Genomic DNA, 16,129 nt, shown 5'->3' with positions numbered 1-16,129 from the left:
CGCAGAATGACCGAAGCCGTCTCCTCCGCCACCCGTCGGCGCGTGCTGCTCGCCAGCTTGGTCGGCACGTCCGTCGAGTTCTACGACTTCTATATCTATGCAACCGCGGCCAGCCTGTTCTTCGGGCCGCTGTTCTTTCCGTCGGAGAGCACGTCGGCGCAGCTGCTGGCGGCCTATGCCAGCCTTGGCCTCGCCTTTGTCGCGCGGCCTGTCGGCGCGGCGGTGTTCGGGCATTTCGGGGACCGGGTGGGGCGCAAGTCGACGCTGGTCGCGTCCTTGCTGCTCATGGGCGTCTCCACCACGCTGATCGCGTTCCTGCCGACTTATGCCGATATCGGCTGGGTGGCGCCGCTGCTGCTGTGCATCCTGCGGTTCGGCCAGGGACTGGGGCTGGGTGGCGAGTGGGGCGGCGCCGCCCTGCTAGCGGTGGAGCATGCGCCGCCGGGATGGCGCGGCCGATATGGCATGGTGCCGCAGCTGGGCGCGCCGATCGGCTTCATCCTGGCCAACGGCTTCTTCCTGGCGCTGGCGGTGTGGCTGACGCCCGAGCAGCTGGCGGACTGGGGCTGGCGCATCCCCTTCCTGGCGAGCGCGGTGCTGGTCGTGCTGGGTCTGTGGGTGCGGCTGAAGCTGGGCGAGACGCCGGCGTTCGCCAAGGCGCTGGCGGAGGCGCCGCCGGAGAGCGTGCCGCTGGCCACCGTGTTCCGGACGCATGGGGCGGCGACGCTGGCGGGCACGTTCGGCGTCGTCGCCTGCTTCGCGCTCTATTATCTCGCGACCGCCTTTGCGCTCGGCTACGGCACCACCGCGCTCGGCTACGACCGGGTGACCTTCCTGTCGGCGCAGCTGTTCGCGATCCTGTTCATGGCCGTCGGCATCGTCGCGGCTGGGTGGCTGTCGGACCGGTCGAGCCCGGCACGCGTGCTGATCGGCGGATGCGTGATGACGGTGGTGGCGGGCGTGCTGCTGTCGCCGATGCTGGGCAGCGGCTCCTTGTCGCTGGTCACCGGCTTCCTGTGCTTCGCGCTGCTGGCCATGGGGTTCGTCTACGGGCCGCTCGGCGCGTGGCTGCCCGGGCTGTTCCCGGCGCGGGTGCGCTACACGGGCGCGTCGATCGCGTTCAATGTCGGCGGCATCCTGGGCGGCGCGCTCGCCCCGATCGCGGCGGCCGCGCTCGCCGCGCAGGGTGGGCTGTGGCTGGTCGGGCTCTACCTGGCCGGCTGCGCCGTCGTCAGCCTCGTCGCCATGTCGACGCGAACGGCGCGTCAGGTGCGGAGCCGGTAGCCCGTCCGGAAGATCCAGTTGATGATGAAGAGGCAGATGGCCATGAACGCCAGCGTCGCGGCCAGGCTGACGCCCGGCGCCACGTCCGCGGTGCCGTAAAAGGCCCAGCGCATCCCGTTCACCAGATAGACGATGGGGTTGAACAGCGTGGCCGTGCGCCACGGCTCCGGCAGCATGTCGATCGAATAGAAGGTGCCGCCGAGGAAGGTGAGCGGGGTGACGATCATCAAGGGCACGATCTGCAGCCGTTCGAACCCGTCGGCCCACACACCCAGGATGAAGCCGAACAGGCAGAAGCTGAGTGTCACCAGCAGCAGGAAGCCGGCCGCCCAGAACGGATGCAGGATCGAATAGTCGACGAAGAAGGTCGCGGTCACGAGGATGATGGTCGCCAGGATCAGCGACTTGGTGGCGGCGGCGCCGACATAGCCGATCACCGCCTCCGTCGCCGATACGGGTGCGGACAGCACCTCGTAGATCGTGCCGGTGAAGCGCGGCAGGTAGATGCCGAAGCTGGCGTTGCCGATCGATTCCGACAGAATGGTGAGGAGCAGCAGCCCGGGGATGATGAAGGCCCCGTAGGGGATGCCGTCGACCTCCGCCATGCGCCCGCCGATCGCGGAGCCGAACACGATGAAGTAGAGCGAGGTGGTGATGACGGGCGTCGCCAGCGACTGGAAAAGCGTGCGCCAGGTGCGGCCGAGCTCGAACCGGTAGATGGCGAGAATGGCGTTCAGGTTCACGAGCGCTTCCCCCCGACCAGATCGACGAAGATGTCCTCAAGGCTCGACCGGCTGCTGTCGACGGTCGCGATGTCGATGTCGGCGGCGATCATCCGCTTCAGGATCTCCGCCACCTCCGCGCTTTCGCCCTCTCCGCCTGCCTGGTGGACGATGGTCAGCCCGTCGTCGGAAAGCGTGAGCGGGAGCCCGTCCAGCGCCGGCGGAAGCGCGGCGAGCGGCGCCTTCAGCCCGACCGACAACCGCGTCTGGCCGAGCTTTTCCATCATTGCGCGCTTTTCGTCGACCAGGATCAGCTCGCCCCTGGTGATGACGCCGATGCGATCCGCCATCTCCTCCGCCTCCTCGATATAATGAGTGGTGAGGATGATCGTCTTGCCCTCATCGCGCAGCTTGCCGATCAGCGCCCACATGTCGCGGCGCAGCGACACGTCGACGCCGGCGGTGGGCTCGTCCAGGAACAGGATGTCGGGATCGTGCGCCAGCGCCTTGGCGATCAGCACGCGGCGCTTCATGCCGCCCGACAGGTCGCCGATCTTCGCGTCGCGCTTGTCCCACAGGGACAAGGAACGCAGCACCTCCTCGATCCGGGCAGGGTCGCGCCCCTTCCCGAACAGGCCACGGCTGAATTCCACCGTGTGGCGGACATGGCCGAACATGTCGACGGCGAGCTCCTGCGGAACCAGGCCGATGCGGGCGCGCGCGGCGCGATAGGCAGTCACATTGTCGTGGCCGTCGACGGTGACGGTGCCGGCGGTGGCGCGGATGAGGCCGCAGACGATGCCGATCAGCGTGGTCTTGCCCGCGCCGTTCTCCCCCAGCAGGCCGAAGATCTCGCCACGGCGGATGTCGAGGTCGACGCCCTTCAGCGCCTCAGTACCGGCATCATAGGTCTTCCTGAGACCCTTGATGCTGATCACGCTGTCCATGCCGCCCCCTCCCATCACCCGCGTGCGCCGCTGAACGATCGATCGGCGATCCGGTTCGCCGCGTCACCGATCGCCGACCAGATCGCGGCGAGATCCTCCGCCCCGATGCAATAAGGCGGCATCACATAGACCGTGTTGCCGAGCGGGCGAAGCAGCAGCCCGGCATCGAGGAAATGCGCGCGGAGCGCGGGGCCGAGATCGGACAGGTAGCCGGGGGCGTCGCTGACGAGATCGAGCGCGGCGACGGTACCGAGGATACGGGTGGCGGACACGGCCGGATGGCCGGAGGGCGCGGCCAGGGCCTCCGCCTGGGCCCCGGCGAGCGCGGCGACCCGGTCCAGCACGGGCTCGTCTCGCCAGATGGCGAGGTTGGCGGCGGCGGCAGCGCAGGCGACCGGGTTGGCGGTGTAGCTGGACGAATGAAAGAACATGTCGGCGCGGTCGCGCGACAGGTGCGCGTCCCAGATCGCCTCCGTCGCCATCGTCACCGCGAGCGGCACCGCGCCGCCGGTCAGCCCCTTGGACAGGCAGAGAATGTCGGGGACGATCCCCGCCTGTTCCGCGCCGAGCAGCGTGCCGGTGCGGCCCCAGCCGGTCATCACCTCGTCAGCGATGAACAGGACGCCGTGCTGCGCGCAGACCGCCCGCATTCGGGCGAGCGTTTCCGGCGCGTAGGTGAGCATGCCGCCCGCGCCCAGGATCAGCGGCTCCACGATGAAGGCAGCGGCGCCAGCCCGGCATTCCCGCTCCAGCGCATCCATTGTCGCCTGCTCCGCACCGCCTGCGGGAAAGGGGATGGTGGCGACGTCGAACAACAGCGGCTCATAGGCGCGGTTGAAGACGCCGCGCGCGCCGACCGACATCGCGCCGATGGTGTCGCCGTGATAGCCGTGTTCCAGCACCAGGATGCGGTGGCGCGGCTCGCCTCGGTTGCGCCAGAAGCCTAGCGCCATCTTGAGCGCGACCTCGACCGCGGTGGAGCCGCTGTCGGAGAAGAAGACGCGGGTGAGTTCGGCCGGCATGATCGCCGCAAGGCCGGCCGCGACCTCCTCCGCGGGACCGTGCGTCCAGCCGGCGAAGATGATCTGGTCGAGCCGCGCGGCCTGATCGGCGATGGCGGCGCTGATGCGGGGGTGGCAGTGTCCGTGCGTCGTCACCCACCAGGACGAGATGCCGTCGACGATGCGGCGGCCGTCGGCGGTGAACAGCAGCGCACCTTCGGCGCGGACGACATGGGGGATCGGCTCGCCCAGTCCATGCTGGGTGAAGGGATGCCAGATCGCGCTCATGCCCAATCCGATGGATCGAAGGCGGCGGCGAAGGCCCGGGCGAGCGCAGCGGTGTCGAGCGGATCGAGCTGCGGCAGCCGCCCGAGCCGCCGGACGCCGCCCAGGCGCGCGATGGTGGCCTCGCTGTCCTCAACCGCATCGCCGATGAAGGCGATGCCGGCGATCGGCACGCTTCTGCGGCGCAGCGCCTCGATCGACAGGAGGCTGTGGTTGATCGTGCCGAGCGCGGTGCGCGCGACCAGCACCGTGGGGAGGCGCCAGCGCGCGAACAGGTCCGCAAAGAGCAGGTCGGGCGTGACAGGGACGAGCACGCCGCCCGCGCCCTCCACGACCAGCGGGCGCGCGGCCGGCGGATCGAGCCGCGCGGCATCGATCAGGACGCCGTCAATGGCGGCGGCGCGGTGCGGAGAGCAGGGGGTGACCAGCGTATAGGCGGACGGGAGGATGCGATCGGCAGCGACGCCCAGGCGACTGACCCGCTCCGCATCGGTGCCGCCGTCGGTGCCGGCCTGCACCGGCTTCCAGTAGAAGGCGCCCGTCGCGGCGGCGAGCGCGGCGGCGAACACGGTCTTGCCGACATCGGTGTCGGTGCCGGTGACGACAAAGGCGGTCATGCAAGGGCGTCCCTGAGCGCATCGGCGAGCGCGGCCACGCCGGCCTCGTCGATGTTGAGCGTGATCGACAGGCGCAGGCGGGCGGTGCCGGCGGGAACGGTCGGCGGGCGGATGCCGCGGACGTCGAAGCCGGCCTGCTGGAGCCGGTCCGCCAGCGCCATCGCGCGGGCATCGTCGCCGACGATCAGCGGCAGGATCTGCGTGCCCGTGGCGATGACGCCGAGCGGGGCGAGCGCGGCTGCGGCGGTGGCGATGAGCGCGTGGAGGCGGCCGCGCCGTTCCGGCTCGTCGGCGAGGATGCGCAGCGCCGCGCGCGCGGCGGCGGCCATCAGCGGCGAGGGCGCGGTGGAGAAGATGAAGCCGCGCCCGCGGTTGACCAGCATGTCGCGGACGATGGCGGGGCCACAGACCAGCGCCCCCTCGCACCCCAGCGCCTTGCCGCAGGTGCGCAGCGTGATGACGTCGGCGCGGCCATCCAGATGGGCGGCGAGGCCGCGCCCGCCGGCGCCCCAGACGCCGGTGGCGTGCGCCTCATCCACCAGCAGGACCGCGTCATGACGCTCTGTGACCTCGGCAAGCTCCGCCAGCGGCGCGCGGTCGCCGTCCATGCTGTAGAGGCTTTCCACCGCGAGCCAGACTCGCCCGGTGCCGCCCCGCGCCCGCCAGCCGGCGATCCGGTCCGCCACCGCGCCGGGGTCGTTGTGTTCGGCCGACACGGCCTCCGCCCGCGACAGGCGCATCCCCTCGTGCGCGCTGGCATGGACCAGCGCATCATGGACGATGAGGTCGCCGCGCTGCGGCAGGGTGGCGAGCAGCGCGACGTTGGCGGCGTAGCCGGACGAGAAGAACAGCGCGGCCTCTGTCCCGAAGAAGGCCGCAGCATCGGCCTCCAGCGCCTCATGCTCCGGATCGTTGCCGCCGAGCAGGCGCGAACCGCCGGCGCCAACCGCGACGCCGCGGTCAAGCGCGTCCCGCACGGCCGCGGCGAGGCGCGGCGATCGGGCGAGACCCAGATAATCGTTGGACGACAGGTCGACCGGCCGGCGCGGCACCAGACGACGCAGCCGATCGGCCGCCGCCAAACCCGCGAGATCGGCGGCTTGCGCGGCGTAGACGTCGCCTGTGGCGGCGGGGTGGAGCCGGGTTGCCATGCCGTCGCCTCCTGACGCGGCGGCGAGGCGGGAGCAAGTCGTCCGGCGGATCGAACCCGAACGGCGCCTGCTGCGTTACGGTGGTGCAGGGCATGTGCCCTGCCTGTCCCCCGCGTCCCCATCATCCTCTTGTCCGGAACCGCAGCCCGCCCTTATGGCCAGCCCCCTCAATCCAGATGTGTCGCGTCGCGGCGTGATCGTCGGCTCCGCCGCGACCGTGGCGGCGGGCGGCACAGCCCCCCTCAACGCACAGGGTCCTCGCATGACAACGCCTCCCGGCCCCACCCTCCCCGTCCAGTTCAAGGTCAATGGCGAGGATCGGCGGCTCGACCTCGATCCGCGCGTCACGCTGCTCGATGCGCTGCGCGAACATCTGCAGCTGACCGGCAGCAAGAAGGGCTGCGACCACGGCCAGTGCGGCGCGTGCACGGTGATCGTGAACGGCCGGCGCATCAACAGCTGCCTGTCGCTGGCCGTGATGCACGAGGGCGACCAGATCACCACCATAGAAGGGCTGGGCACGCCCGACAACCTCCACCCCATGCAGCGCGCCTTCGTGGTGCATGACGGGTACCAGTGCGGCTACTGCACGCCGGGGCAGATCTGCTCGGCGGTCGCGGTGCTCGACGAGATCAAGGACGGCATCCCGTCTCATGCCACCGCCGACGTGACCGACCGGCCACGCGCGACGGCGGACGAAATGCGCGAGCGGATGAGCGGCAACATCTGCCGCTGCGGCGCTTATTCCAACATCATCGAGGCGATGAGCGACGTGGCGGGGACCCGGGCATGAGGCCGTTTACCTATGAGCGGGCGACGAGCCCTGAGGCGGCTGCCGCCGCCGCCGGGCGTACGCAGGGCGCCAAGTTCATCGCGGGCGGGACCAACCTGCTCGACCTGATGAAGCTGGAGATCGAGACGCCGACGCACCTGATCGACATCCGGCCGCTCGGGCTCGACAAGATCGAGGACACCGACGAGGGCGGGCTGAGGATCGGCGCTTTTGTCACCAACACGGACTTGGCAGCGGACCGGCGGGTGCGGCGCGATTATGCCGTGCTGTCCCGCGCGATCATGGCGGGCGCATCGGGCCAGCTTCGCAACAAGGCGACCACCGCGGGCAACCTGCTGCAGCGGACGCGGTGCCCGTATTTCTACGACACCAACCAGGCGTGCAACAAGCGCAAGCCCGGCAGCGGGTGCGCGGCGATCGGCGGCTATTCCCGCCAGCTGGGCGTGATCGGCGTGTCGGACGCGTGCATCGCGACCTATCCGGGCGACATGGCGATCGCCATGCGCGTGCTGGACGCGACGGTGGAGACGGTGAAGGCCGACGGGGAAGCCCGCGCGATCCCGATCGCGGACTTCCACCGCCTTCCCGGCGATGCGCCGCACATCGACAATGTGCTGGAGCCCGGCGAGCTGATCACCGCGGTCACCCTGCCCCGTCCGCTCGGCGGCAAGCATTTCTACCACAAGGTGCGCGACCGCCGGTCCTACGCCTATGCGCTGGTGTCGATCGCGGCGGTGGTGCAGCGGGACGGCAGCGGCCGGGTGGGCGTCGGCGGCGTCGCCCACAAGCCGTGGCGCGTCGAGGCGGCCGAGGCGGCGTTGCCCGAGGGCGCGGCCGCGGTGGCACCGCAGATCATGGCGGGCGCACGCCCGACCGAGGACAACCGCTTCAAGGTTCCGCTGGTGGAGCGTACGCTTGCCGCGGTGCTGGCGGAGGCGAGGAGCTGACATGAAGTTCGACACGCCCGCGGGTGCGAACCCGATCGACAAGATGACGGTGATCGGTCGTCCGACCGATCGCATCGACGGCCCGGCCAAGGTGACCGGCACGGCGCCCTATGCCTATGAACGGCACGACGTGGCGCCCAATCAGGCCTATGGCTTCGTGGTGGGCGCGGGTGTCGCGCGCGGCACGATCCGGTCGATCGACCTGGCCGATGCCGAGGCCGCGCCCGGCGTGATCGCGATCGTGACGGCGGAGAATGCCGGCCGGCTCGGCAAGGGTCGCATGAACACGGCCAAGCTGATCGCCGGTCCGGACGTGCAGCATTACCACCAGGCGGTCGCACTGGTCGTCGCCGAGACGTTTGAGCAGGCGCGCGCCGCCGCCAACCTGGTTCGTGTCGATTATCAGCGCGTGCCGGGCCGGTTCGACCTGGACGCCGAGCTGGAGCGGGCGCCGCTGGTCGGCGGTGACAGCAACGAGGGCAGCGCGGCGCCGCCGGTGGACGAGGTCGGCGACTTCGAGGGCGCCTTCGCCGCGGCCGACGTGACGCTGGACGAGCGGTACACGACCCCGGACCAGAGCCACGCGATGATGGAGCCGCATGCCTCCATCGCGGCATGGGACGGCGACCAGCTGACGCTGTGGACGTCCAACCAGATGATCAACTGGGGCGTGGGCGATGTCGCGCGCACGCTGCAGATCCCCAAAGACAAGGTGCGGCTGATCTCCCCCTTCATCGGCGGCGGGTTCGGCGGAAAGCTGTTCGTGCGCGCCGACGCGGTGCTGGCCGCGCTTGGCGCCAAGGCGGCGGGACGGCCGGTGAAGGTCGCGCTGACCCGGCCGATGATGGCCAACAACACCACGCACCGGCCGGCCACTGTGCAGCGCATCCGGCTGGGTGCCGGGCGCGACGGGCGGCTGACGGCGATCGGCCATGAAAGCGGATCGGGCGACCTGGAAGGCGGCCAGCCGGAAACGGCCGTGGCGCAGACCAAGCTGCTTTATGCCGGGGCCAACCGGCTGACCTCCATGCGGCTGGCGGTGCTCGACCTGCCTGAAGGCAACGCCATGCGCGCGCCGGGCGAAGCGCCCGGGCTGATGGCGCTCGAGATGGCGATGGACGAAATGGCGGAGCGGCTGGAGATGGATCCGGTCGAGTTCCGGGTGATCAACGACACGCAGGTCGACCCCGAAAAGCCCGAGCGGCCCTTTTCGCAGCGCAACCTGATCGGCTGCCTGAGGACAGGTGCCGAGCGCTTCGGCTGGGACCGGCGCAACGCCAAGCCCGCGCAGGTGCGTGACGGCGACTGGCTGGTCGGAATGGGCGTGGCATCCGCATTCCGCAACAACATGACGATGACGTCGGGTGCGCGTGTGACGCTTGAGCCGGGCGGGCGCGTGATCGTCGAAACCGACATGACCGACATCGGCACGGGCAGCTACACCATTATCGGGCAGACGGCGGCCGAGATGATGGGCGTCCCGCTCGAGCAGGTCGAGGTGCGGCTGGGCGACTCGAGCTTTCCCGTATCCGCCGGATCGGGCGGCCAGTGGGGCGCCAACAGCTCCACCGCGGGCGTCTATGCCGCCTGCGTGAAGCTGCGCGAGGCAGTGGCCCAGCGGCTGGGCTTCAACAGCACGGACGATCTGGACTTCACCGGCGGCCAGGTGTCGGCCGGCGGGCGAAGCGGTCAGCTGACCGACGCGGCCCGCGACGGCGCGATCACGGTCGAGGACAAGATCGAGTTCGGCGACCTGGGCGAAAAGGCGCAGCAGTCGACCTTCGGCGCGCATTTTGTGGAAGCGGCGGTGCACCGGATGACCGGCGAGATCCGCATCCGCCGCATGCTGGCGGTTTGCGCGGCCGGGCGCATCCTGAACCCGAAGTCGGCGCGCAGCCAGGTGATCGGCGCGATGACCATGGGGGCGGGTGCCGCGCTGATGGAGGAGCTGGCGGTGGACAAGCGTTTCGGCTTCTTCGTGAACCACGACCTCGCGACCTACGAGGTGCCGGTGCATGCCGACATCCCGCACCAGGAGGTGATCTTCCTGGACGAAGCCGACCCGCAAAGCTCCCCCATGAAGGCGAAGGGCGTGGGCGAGCTGGGCATCTGCGGGATCGGTGCGGCCGTCGCCAACGCGGTCTACAACGCGACGGGCACGCGGGTGCGCGACTATCCTGTCACGCTGGACAAATATCTGGAGCGCCTGCCCGCCGTTGCATGAGGTTGGGGGCGTTCAGTCCGGCGGCGATGCTGCTATGGGCGTCGCCGGCGATCGCTTCGGACGCCCTCTTACGGAATGGATAATGGCTGGTTTCAAGGCACCTGATTTCAACGAGCGCATGGCGGCTGCAAAGGCCGCAAAGGAAAAGGCCCTGAAGAAGCTGGCGGCAAAGCCCGCCCCCGACCCCGCCGTGGTGGCGGAGCGGATCGCGGCGCGTGCCGCAAAGGAAGAAGCCGCGGCCGAGCGCCGCGCGCAGCGCCAGCGCGAGATGGAGGAAGCCAAGCTCGCCAAGATCGCCGCGGCCGAAGCCGCCGCGGCCGCGGAAGCGGAAGCGGCTGAGCGCGCCAAGCAGACGGAGGCCGAGAAGAAGGCCGCACGCGACGCCAAATATGCGGCGCGAAAGGCCCGCAAGCGGTGACACCGCGCGAGCTGGTCGCCGTGGCCGAGGTGCCGGGCGGCCAGCCGCTCCGCCTCGTCCGCCGCGGCGGCGACCACATGATCCTGCTCGACCGCAACGAGCTGATGAGCAGCCGGATGAGCGGGTCGGAAGCCCTGCTCGGCACCATGACGATCGACCGGCTGCGGAGCGATGCGCCGCGCGTGCTGATCGGCGGATATGGCATGGGGTTTACGCTGCGTGCGGTGCTGGGGCGGGTCGGCGCGGCGGCGCGGGTGACCGTCGCCGAACTGGTGCCGGAGATCATCGACTGGGCGCGCGGCCCGATGGCGACGATGACGGGCGACTGCCTGGACGATCCGCGCGTGACGGTGCGGATCGGGGACGTGGCGCAATGGATCGGGGCGCCCGGCGCGAGCTGGGACGCGATCATGCTGGACGTGGACAACGGGCCGGACGGCGTGGTGCGCGACGCCAACAACGGGCTCTACAGCGCATCCGGGCTGGACCGGGCGCGGCGCGCGCTGGCGCCGGGCGGCGTGCTGGCGGTGTGGTCCGCGGGATCGGACGCCGCCTTTACCCGGCGGCTGAAGGCGACCGGTTTCCAGGTGGAGGAAGCCAAGGTCCGTGCGCGCGAGAACGGCAAGGGGCCGATCCACACCATCTGGTTCGCCAGGCGCGCGGGCTGAGCCGGGGCGCCGTCACCGACGCTACAGCAGCAAGGTGAATCGCGCGCCGCCGCCGGGCGCATCGTCGAGCGCGATGGTTCCATCGTGCGCCAGCATCACCTGGCGCGCGAAGCTGAGGCCGACGCCCGTGCCGCTCGGCTTGGTGGTGTAGAAGGGCAGGAACACGTCCGGCCGCTTCGCCTCTGGCACGCCGGGCCCGTTGTCGGTGACGATTACGCGCCCGGAGCCGGCGGGACCGGCGGCAAGCTCCAGCCCGATCACGCCGTCATCGCGCGGGCAGGCTTCCGCGGCGTTCCGCAGCAGGTTGATCAGCACCTGGGCGAGCAGGTCCGGATCGGCGTCGAGCGCCAGATCGGCGGGCGTGACGCTGACGTCGAGCCGGGCGGTGCCGCCACCGTCGGCCTCGAACAGGCGGCGCAGCTCCTGCGCGAAGGGCGCGGCGGCGAAGCGGCGTCGATCGACCCGCACGGGCCGGCTGATCTGACGATAGGTCCCGACGAACTGGAGCACGCCGTCGGCGCGGCGCGCCAGCGTGTCCACCGCCATGCGCGCATCGCTGAGCGCCGGGTCGCGGCCATCGTCCACGGTGGCGATCAGCCCGGCCGCGGTGCGCGCAAGCGACGTCACGGGCGTCATGGAGTTCATGATCTCGTGCGTCAGGACACGGATGAGGTCGCTCTGCGCGGCGAGCTCGACCGCGTTCAGCGCCGCCTGGATCGGCTGCACCGCCACCACCCGCATAGAGCGGCCAAGCCGGTTCATCGCGGCCGAGCGCAGCATCGCCTGTTGCGGGCCGATGTCGGTGGCGAGCGTGACGAGCCGGCCGCTGCTGTTCTCCTCCTTCAGCGCGGCGACCAGCGACGGGCCGTAGACGGCGAAATCGTCGACACGCACGCCGTCGTGCCGCGCGAACAGGCGGCGGGCGGCGGTGTTGGCCGTCTCCACCCGCCCGTCGCGGTCAACCGTCAGCAGCGCGGTCGGCGCGTCCTCCACCAGCCCGGCGTAGAAGCGGCTGCTTTCCTCCGACTGCGCGCGCTCCTCGCGAAGGCGGCGCATCGCCCCGCCCAGCGCATGGCGGAGGCGCCCCATGCTGCCGCCGCGATCCTCTCCACCGAAGCCGGCTGACAGGTCGCCGTGCGTCACCGCCTCCACGAAGCGGGCAAGCTCCCGGTTGGTGCGGGTGACATGGTGCCACAGGGCGCCGGCGGCGATGGCGACGAGGCCCCATGCGACGATCCGGGAGACGACCAGGCCCTCCGCCTGGGTGGCGGCCACCGCCAGCAGCATGGCGGCGCCCAGCAGCACCGTGCGCACGGCAAGGCCGACGGGCGGCCGCCCGCTAGAGCCCATGCTTTTCCATCCGGCGGTAGAGCGACCCGCGGGTGAGCCCCAGATCCTGCGCGGCGAGCGAGATGTTGTAGCCGTGCTTCCTGAGCGCGCCTTCGATCATGCGGCGCTCGGCCCGTTCGAGGTTCATGTCGTCGGGCTCGGCCGGCGCGGCGAGCGTGATGCGCGGCGCGTCCAGCCGACCGACGGGAAAGTCGTCGATGGTGAAGGGCTCCGTGCCGGACAGGATCACGGCCCGCTCGGCCGCGTGGCGGAGCGCGCGGACGTTGCCCGGCCAGTCGTTGCGCTGAAGCATCGCCATCAGGTCGGGCGCGACCGGTTTGGGGCGGGCGCCATATTTGCGGGCGTAGAAGCCGAGATAGTGGGTGAGCAGCGCGGGCACGTCCTCCCGCCGGTCGCGGAGCGGCGGGAGCTCGATCTCCACCGTGTTGAGGCGGAACAGCAGGTCCTGGCGGAAGCGGCATTCGTCGGCCAGCTGTGCGGGCGACAGGTTGGTGGCGGCGATCACGCGGACGTCGATCGGCACGGCCTTGTTGGCGCCGACGGGCGTCACCCGCCGCTGTTCAAGCGCGGTCAGCAGCTTTGGCTGGAGGTGGAGCGGAAGGTTGCCGATCTCGTCAAGGAACAGCGTGCCGCCCTCCGCCGCCTGCAGCCGTCCGATCCGGTCGCTGCGCGCATCGGTGAAGGCGCCCTTCACGTGGCCGAACAGCTCGCTGTCGAAGAGCGTTTCGGCGACCGCGCCGAGATCCACGGTGACGAGCGGACGATCGGCCCGGCGCGACCGGTGATGGAGCGCGCGCGCGACGAGTTCCTTGCCCGTGCCGTTTTCGCCCAGCACCAGGACGTTCGCATCGGTAGGACCGGCCCGCTCCACCAGCGAGGCGACCCGCGCCATCGCGGGCGCGGAGCCGATCATCGGGGTTTCGCCGGCCGGGATGGACGCCGCGTCGTCCGCAGCGGGCGCCGCCGCAGCGCCGCGGCGCGAGCGGCCCAGCGCCGCAGCCGTCCGCACGGTGGCGAGCAGCCGGTCGTTGGACCAGGGCTTTGACACGAAATCGGTGGCGCCGCGCTTCATCGCCTCGACCGCGATGCCGATGCCGGCATGCGCGGTGATCATGACGATGGCGGCGTCCGGATCGCGGGCGAGAAATCGCGCCAGCCAGTCGAAGCCTTCTGCCGCGTCGGTGGCGCCCCGTTCGAAATTGGCGTCGAGCAGGATCACGTCGGGTGCCGCGCCGGCGGTCTGCGCGAACGCGTCGGCCGGGGTGGTGGCCGTGACGACGCGGCCGAACAGGTCGCGCAGCAGCAGGCGGGCGGCGAAGAGGATGTCCTCGTCGTCGTCGATGATCACGCAAAGATCGAAGCGTGCCCCCGCATCCATCTGTCCGGAAGCGTACAGCCTGTGTCCGGATCCGGACAGTGGGTTTCGACCAACGACGCGCGATCGCCGCCGTCCACCGAGCAAATTCAGACATTTAGCGGTTTGGCACGCCGCATGCTGAGGATGTCATGTGTCGGCCGATCCTGGCCGCTGCCGAAGGAGAAGCACCATGTACCGCGCGACCAACCGCAACCTTGCCTGCCTGTCCGCCGCCCTGATGATGGCGACCACGCTGCTGACGATCACCCTGGCGCCCGAGCCGGCCGCGGCCGCCTCCACCCGCACGACGGCGCAGGCCGCCCGCTGCCCGCTCGCCTGAGCGCATCGGTGAGCGTCATCCACATGCCGACCGAGCCCGTGTCCACGCCCGCGCATGGCGGCGCGATGGACCGGGTGGTCGCGCCCCGCGGCCTGTCGACGCGCGCCAAGGCCGGCATCGCCGCCGCGCTGGTCGCCATCGCCGCCGCCGGATTGTGGAGCGTCGCGCCGGGTGCCAACAGCCAGACGATCGCGGCGGAGCGGCTAACCATCTCCATCGTTGAGCGCGGCACGTTCGAGGATTTCCTGCCGCTGCGCGCCCGCGTCACGCCGCTGGTCACCGTGTTCCTCGATTCGATCGAGGGCGGCCGGGTGGAGCGCGTGCTGGTGGAGGACGGCGCAACCGTCCAGAAGGGCCAGCTGCTGGCCGAGCTGTCCAATGCCGAGCTGCAACTGTCGGTGCTGGCGCGCCAGACGGAAGTGACGCAGCAACTCAATTCGATGCGCAGCCAGGAACTGGCGCTGGCGCAGAACCGCCTCGCCAACGAGCGCAACCTGCTGGAAGCGGACCTTGCCGCCCGCAAGGCGATGCGGCTGGCCGAGCAGCAGGCGCCGCTGGCCGAGCGCGGCTTCGTGGCGCAGCGCACCTTTCGCGACACCGCAGACGATGCCGCCTATCAGCGCGAGCGGCTGCAGGTGATGCGCCGGACAATGGCGACGGACGAGCGGCTGCAGACCGGGCAGCTGGCGCAGCTGCGCGCCGCATCGCAGTCGATGGGCGCGGGGCTGGAGCTGGCGCGCCGCAACCTGGACGGGCTGAACCTGCGTGCGCCGGTGTCGGGCCAGCTGTCCGGATTTTCGATCCAGGTCGGCCAGTCGATGGGGCGCGGCGAGCGCATCGGCCAGATCGACAGCCCCGGCCGCAACAAGCTGATCGCGGGCGTCGACGAATTCTACCTCGGTCGCGTGCAGCTGGGCCAGCAGGCATCGATCGAGAGCGACGGGCGCCAGTTCCGCGCCCGCGTCACCAAGATCTATCCGCAGGTGAGGAACGGACAGTTCGAGATCGACCTGCAGTTCACCGGCGACGAGCCGCCGCGCATCCAGCGCGGGCAGACGCTGCAGGTGCGCCTCGTCCTCGACGATCCCGCGCCCGCCATCCTGATCCCGAACGGCGCCTTCTACAACGAAACGGGTGGCGCCTGGGTGTTCGTGGTGTCGCCGGACGGCGAGGAGGCGGTGCGCCGCACCGTGCGGCTGGGCCGTCGCAACACGGATGCGATCGAGGTGCTCGACGGGCTGGAGCCCGGCGAGCGCGTGCTGACCTCCCCCTACACAGGGTTCGCCGACAAGGATCGGCTGGACCTGACCGGTCGATGAAAGGACCAACGATGCTGAGCATGCGCAACCTGTCGCGGGTCTACCGGACGGACACGGTGGAAACCTCCGCCCTCGACCAGATCGACCTGGAGATCGCGAGCGGGGAGTTCATCGCCATCATGGGGCCGTCCGGGTGCGGCAAGTCGACGCTGCTCAACATGATCGGGCTGCTCGACAGCCCGACATCGGGATCATACCGGTTCGACGGCGAAGAGGTGGCGGGCCTGCCCGAGGCGAAGCTGGCCGGAATCCGCAAGCGATCGATCGGCTTCATCTTCCAGAGCTTCAACCTGGTCGACGAGCTGACGGTGCGCGAGAATGTCGAGCTTGCGCTCCTCTACCACGGCATCGGCGCGGGCGAGCGCGCGCGCCGCGTGGACGCGGTGATGGACAAGGTCGGCATCGCCCACCGCGCGCGCCACCGCCCCAGCCAGCTGTCCGGCGGTCAGCAGCAGCGCGTGGCCGTCGCCCGCGCGGTGGTGGCGGCGCCCAAGCTGATCCTGGCCGACGAGCCGACCGGCAACCTCGACACGGTGCACGGCGAGGAGGTGATGCGCATGCTCCAGCTGCTGAACGCCGAAGGCACCACGGTGGTGATGGTGACGCACTCGCCCGCCCACGCCGACTATGCGCAGCGCGTGGTCAACATGCTGGATGGGCGCATCCTCCAGGAGCGGCGGCGCGCGGCCTGAGCAGGGGAGACGGA

Annotated in this window: 16 protein-coding genes; 9 read left to right on the top strand and 7 right to left on the bottom strand. The window is 70.5% G+C overall.

What is annotated here, in order from left to right; all coding sequences use genetic code 11:
• Window positions 1-6 precede the first annotated feature (6 nt).
• On the top strand, window positions 7-1,284 hold the full coding sequence (locus GGR88_RS13660; protein ID WP_167955966.1) for an MFS transporter: 1,278 nt from the start codon (window positions 7-9) through the stop codon (window positions 1,282-1,284).
• Here the strand turns inward: GGR88_RS13660 and GGR88_RS13655 are convergent.
• The 5 genes from GGR88_RS13655 to GGR88_RS13635 are packed head-to-tail and all read right to left on the bottom strand — an operon-like array spanning window position 1,266 to window position 6,007.
• A complete protein-coding gene (locus GGR88_RS13655) occupies window positions 1,266-2,027 on the bottom strand; it encodes an ABC transporter permease (protein ID WP_167955964.1) in 762 nt (253 codons plus the stop codon). The two genes, GGR88_RS13660 and GGR88_RS13655, sit on opposite strands and share 19 nt — an antisense overlap.
• Window positions 2,024-2,953, bottom strand: coding sequence for an ABC transporter ATP-binding protein (locus tag GGR88_RS13650; RefSeq protein ID WP_167955962.1), 930 nt, complete (start codon window positions 2,951-2,953; stop codon window positions 2,024-2,026). Before GGR88_RS13650 ends, GGR88_RS13655 begins: the two co-directional genes overlap by 4 nt.
• Window positions 2,954-2,967: 14 nt before the next feature.
• Window positions 2,968-4,242: an adenosylmethionine--8-amino-7-oxononanoate transaminase gene (locus GGR88_RS13645; RefSeq protein ID WP_209023399.1), complete on the bottom strand. Its 1,275-nt coding sequence runs from the start codon at window positions 4,240-4,242 to the stop codon at window positions 2,968-2,970.
• The gene (bioD, locus tag GGR88_RS13640; protein WP_167955958.1) at window positions 4,239-4,856 is read right to left on the bottom strand and encodes a dethiobiotin synthase; all 618 of its coding nucleotides are present in this window, start codon (window positions 4,854-4,856) and stop codon (window positions 4,239-4,241) included. The genes GGR88_RS13645 and bioD overlap by 4 nt, the downstream gene beginning before the upstream one ends.
• Window positions 4,853-6,007, bottom strand: a complete 1,155-nt coding sequence (locus GGR88_RS13635) for an 8-amino-7-oxononanoate synthase (RefSeq protein ID WP_167955956.1) — start codon at window positions 6,005-6,007, stop codon at window positions 4,853-4,855. Before GGR88_RS13635 ends, bioD begins: the two co-directional genes overlap by 4 nt.
• 154 nt (window positions 6,008-6,161) lie before the next feature.
• Between GGR88_RS13635 and paoA the strand changes: the two genes are divergently transcribed.
• The 5 genes from paoA to GGR88_RS13610 all read left to right on the top strand — a co-directional run bounded on the left by paoA (window position 6,162) and on the right by GGR88_RS13610 (window position 11,057).
• Entirely contained in the window at window positions 6,162-6,800 is a 639-nt protein-coding gene (paoA, locus tag GGR88_RS13630; RefSeq protein ID WP_167955954.1) for an aldehyde dehydrogenase iron-sulfur subunit PaoA, read from the top strand.
• Window positions 6,797-7,747 carry an FAD binding domain-containing protein gene (locus GGR88_RS13625; protein WP_167955952.1) on the top strand — a complete coding sequence of 317 codons (951 nt, stop codon included), beginning with the start codon at window positions 6,797-6,799 and terminating at the stop codon, window positions 7,745-7,747. The genes paoA and GGR88_RS13625 overlap by 4 nt, the downstream gene beginning before the upstream one ends.
• A gap of 1 nt (window position 7,748) precedes the next feature.
• On the top strand, window positions 7,749-9,971 hold the full coding sequence (gene paoC / locus GGR88_RS13620) for an aldehyde oxidoreductase molybdenum-binding subunit PaoC (protein ID WP_167955950.1): 2,223 nt from the start codon (window positions 7,749-7,751) through the stop codon (window positions 9,969-9,971).
• A gap of 82 nt (window positions 9,972-10,053) precedes the next feature.
• Window positions 10,054-10,389 carry a DUF6481 family protein gene (locus tag GGR88_RS13615; protein ID WP_167955948.1) on the top strand — a complete coding sequence of 112 codons (336 nt, stop codon included), beginning with the start codon at window positions 10,054-10,056 and terminating at the stop codon, window positions 10,387-10,389.
• Window positions 10,386-11,057, top strand: a complete 672-nt coding sequence (locus GGR88_RS13610) for a spermine/spermidine synthase domain-containing protein (protein ID WP_167955946.1) — start codon at window positions 10,386-10,388, stop codon at window positions 11,055-11,057. Before GGR88_RS13615 ends, GGR88_RS13610 begins: the two co-directional genes overlap by 4 nt.
• 21 nt (window positions 11,058-11,078) lie before the next feature.
• Here GGR88_RS13610 and GGR88_RS13605 read toward each other — a convergent pair whose 3' ends face one another.
• Both GGR88_RS13605 and GGR88_RS13600 read right to left on the bottom strand, forming a co-directional pair.
• Window positions 11,079-12,407 (bottom strand): sensor histidine kinase, encoded by a 1,329-nt coding sequence (locus tag GGR88_RS13605; RefSeq protein WP_167955944.1) that lies wholly within the window; start codon window positions 12,405-12,407, stop codon window positions 11,079-11,081.
• Entirely contained in the window at window positions 12,397-13,785 is a 1,389-nt protein-coding gene (locus GGR88_RS13600) for a sigma-54-dependent transcriptional regulator (protein WP_167955942.1), read from the bottom strand. Before GGR88_RS13600 ends, GGR88_RS13605 begins: the two co-directional genes overlap by 11 nt.
• A 169-nt stretch (window positions 13,786-13,954) precedes the next feature.
• Here GGR88_RS13600 and GGR88_RS13595 point away from each other — a divergent pair, with 169 nt between their 5' ends.
• The 3 genes from GGR88_RS13595 to GGR88_RS13585 are packed head-to-tail and all read left to right on the top strand — an operon-like array spanning window position 13,955 to window position 16,115.
• Window positions 13,955-14,104 carry a hypothetical protein gene (locus tag GGR88_RS13595; protein WP_167955940.1) on the top strand — a complete coding sequence of 50 codons (150 nt, stop codon included), beginning with the start codon at window positions 13,955-13,957 and terminating at the stop codon, window positions 14,102-14,104.
• 8 nt (window positions 14,105-14,112) lie between these two features.
• Complete coding sequence (locus GGR88_RS13590) at window positions 14,113-15,423, top strand: efflux RND transporter periplasmic adaptor subunit (protein ID WP_342449807.1); 1,311 nt, start codon at window positions 14,113-14,115, stop codon at window positions 15,421-15,423.
• An 11-nt stretch (window positions 15,424-15,434) separates the two neighbouring features.
• The gene (locus GGR88_RS13585) at window positions 15,435-16,115 is read left to right on the top strand and encodes an ABC transporter ATP-binding protein (RefSeq protein ID WP_167955938.1); all 681 of its coding nucleotides are present in this window, start codon (window positions 15,435-15,437) and stop codon (window positions 16,113-16,115) included.
• Window positions 16,116-16,129: the final 14 nt, after the last annotated feature.

This window comes from Sphingomonas jejuensis (assembly GCF_011927695.1).
Taxonomy (GTDB): Bacteria; Pseudomonadota; Alphaproteobacteria; order Sphingomonadales; family Sphingomonadaceae; genus Sphingomonas_K; species Sphingomonas_K jejuensis.
The sequence above is the reverse complement of the archived record's forward strand: the minus strand, read 5'-3'. Positions and strand labels throughout refer to the sequence as shown.

Coding starts and splice junctions, on each gene's coding strand:
- GGR88_RS13660 (WP_167955966.1), top strand. CDS start 7: ATGACCGAAGCCGTCTCCTCCGCCACCCGTCGGCGCGTGCTGCTCGCC.
- GGR88_RS13650 (WP_167955962.1), bottom strand. CDS start 2,953: ATGGACAGCGTGATCAGCATCAAGGGTCTCAGGAAGACCTATGATGCC.
- GGR88_RS13645 (WP_209023399.1), bottom strand. CDS start 4,242: ATGAGCGCGATCTGGCATCCCTTCACCCAGCATGGACTGGGCGAGCCG.
- bioD (WP_167955958.1), bottom strand. CDS start 4,856: ATGACCGCCTTTGTCGTCACCGGCACCGACACCGATGTCGGCAAGACC.
- GGR88_RS13635 (WP_167955956.1), bottom strand. CDS start 6,007: ATGGCAACCCGGCTCCACCCCGCCGCCACAGGCGACGTCTACGCCGCG.
- paoA (WP_167955954.1), top strand. CDS start 6,162: ATGGCCAGCCCCCTCAATCCAGATGTGTCGCGTCGCGGCGTGATCGTC.
- GGR88_RS13625 (WP_167955952.1), top strand. CDS start 6,797: ATGAGGCCGTTTACCTATGAGCGGGCGACGAGCCCTGAGGCGGCTGCC.
- paoC (WP_167955950.1), top strand. CDS start 7,749: ATGAAGTTCGACACGCCCGCGGGTGCGAACCCGATCGACAAGATGACG.
- GGR88_RS13615 (WP_167955948.1), top strand. CDS start 10,054: ATGGCTGGTTTCAAGGCACCTGATTTCAACGAGCGCATGGCGGCTGCA.
- GGR88_RS13605 (WP_167955944.1), bottom strand. CDS start 12,407: ATGGGCTCTAGCGGGCGGCCGCCCGTCGGCCTTGCCGTGCGCACGGTG.
- GGR88_RS13600 (WP_167955942.1), bottom strand. CDS start 13,785: ATGGATGCGGGGGCACGCTTCGATCTTTGCGTGATCATCGACGACGAC.
- GGR88_RS13595 (WP_167955940.1), top strand. CDS start 13,955: ATGTACCGCGCGACCAACCGCAACCTTGCCTGCCTGTCCGCCGCCCTG.
- GGR88_RS13585 (WP_167955938.1), top strand. CDS start 15,435: ATGCTGAGCATGCGCAACCTGTCGCGGGTCTACCGGACGGACACGGTG.